Below are 1,806 nucleotides of genomic sequence, written 5' to 3'. Positions count from 1 at the left end.
CGCAGCCGGGCGGCGAGTACCAGCCGGGCCAGTTCGGCTGAGCCTGCCAGGCCACGACCCCCGGCACCGCGATGCCCCGGGCCCCCCACGGAGCCCGGGGCATCGTGCTGCCCGCACCCCACTCGCGCACGAACCCGACACACATGAGGGAAGGAATGACATGGCCAGGAAACTGGATGCGGACGTCATCGTCGTCGGAGGCGGTCCTACCGGTCTGATGTTGGCCGGTGAACTGCGCCTGGGCGGGGCGAGTGTCATCGTGGCCGAGGCGCTGGAGCGGCCCAGCGGTCAGTCACGGGCGCTCGGTTTCACCACCCGTGCCCTGGAATCGTTCGACCAGCGCGGTCTCGTCGAGCGCTTCCCCGGCCTGGAGACCAGCCCGATGGGGCACTTCGCCGGCGTCCCGTTCGACTACACCGTGCTCGAGGACGCGAACTTCGGGGCCCGCGGCATCCCGCAGTCCCAGACCGAGGCGGTGCTCGAGGAGTGGGCCGGCGAGCTCGGCGCCGACCTGCGCCGCGGTCTGACGTTCCTGTCCCTGGAGCAGGACGCGGAGGGCGTCACGGCCACCGTGGTCACCGCCGACGGCAGGCGGGAGCAGCTGCGCGGCCGGTACCTGGTGGGAGCCGACGGGGCGCGCAGCACGGTGCGCAAGGCCGCGGGCATCGACTTTCCCGGCACGTCCGGGAGCCAGGTGATGCACCTCGCGGACGTGGTCGGCTGCGGCGTGCGGCCACGCCCGCACGGCGAGCGGCTGCCCGGCGGTCTGGTACAGGTCTTCCCGCTGCCCGACGGGGTGGACCGGGTCATCCTGTCCGAGTACGACACCTCCCTCCTGGGCGCCGGCGAGAACGTGGAGTTCGCCGATGTCGCCGCGGCGTGGAAGCGGGTGACCGGCGAGGACATCTCGGGCGGCACCCCGCTGTGGGTCAGCTCGTTCACCGACGCCACCCGGCAGGCGGCCGAGTACCGACGCGGCCGCGTCCTGCTGGCCGGGGACGCCGCGCACATCCATCTGCCCGTGGGCGGCCAGGGCATGAGCGCCGGCGTCCAGGACGCGGTCAACCTGGGCTGGAAGCTCGCCGCCACCGTCCGGGGCCGGGCCTCCGAGGGCCTGTTGGACACCTACCACGCCGAGCGCCACCCGGTGGGGGCACGGCTGCTGTCGAACACCCGAGCCCAGGGCCAGGCCATCTTCGGCGGTGAGGAGTCCCAGGCGCTGCGCGAGCTGTTCGCCGAGCTGATCGCCCTGGCCGAGGTCAAGCGCCAGCTGGCGGGCGCCGTCAGCCACATCGACATCCGCTACGACATCGACGCGGACGGACACCCGCTCGTCGGCCGCCGGCTGCCGCCGCGCACGCTGGAGACCGCCGACGGCCCGGTCCGCACCCCCGAACTGCTGCATCCGGCACAGGGCGTCCTGCTCGACCTCACCGACAACGCGGCACTGCGGGCCGCCGCGACCGGCTGGCGGAGCCGGGTCACCACCGTCACCGGCACGCCGCCGTCGGCGAAGACCTTCGACGGCGCAACCGCCCTGCTGGTCCGCCCCGACGGATACATCGCCTGGGAAGGCAGCGACCCCGCCGGTCTGTCAGGGGCCCTGGAGCGCTGGTTCGGCACGGCCGAGGCGGCCTGACCCGAGTACCCCCCGACCGGTGCGACCGACGGTCCGGGCCGGGCGACCCACCTGCCGTCCGGCCCGGGCCGTTTCGCGTTCGGCTGCCCGGATCGCCGAAGGCAGCAACCCACTCGAAAGGGCTCCTCTGCAATGACGTCTGACGCCACCCTCGCGCGGTTCCGTGA

General features: G+C 73.5%; 1 protein-coding gene. It reads left to right on the top strand.

Annotated features, from left to right (window positions below):
- The first annotated feature begins 160 nt into the window (after positions 1-160).
- Positions 161-1,639: an FAD-dependent monooxygenase gene (locus IE142_RS34625; protein WP_191889389.1), complete on the top strand. Its 1,479-nt coding sequence runs from the start codon at positions 161-163 to the stop codon at positions 1,637-1,639.
- Positions 1,640-1,806: the final 167 nt, after the last annotated feature.

Origin of the sequence: Streptomyces mutabilis (assembly GCF_014649815.1) — a bacterium.
In the GTDB taxonomy this organism is placed as follows: domain Bacteria; phylum Actinomycetota; class Actinomycetes; order Streptomycetales; family Streptomycetaceae; genus Streptomyces; species Streptomyces mutabilis.
This window is presented reverse-complemented; position numbering and strand designations above follow the sequence as displayed.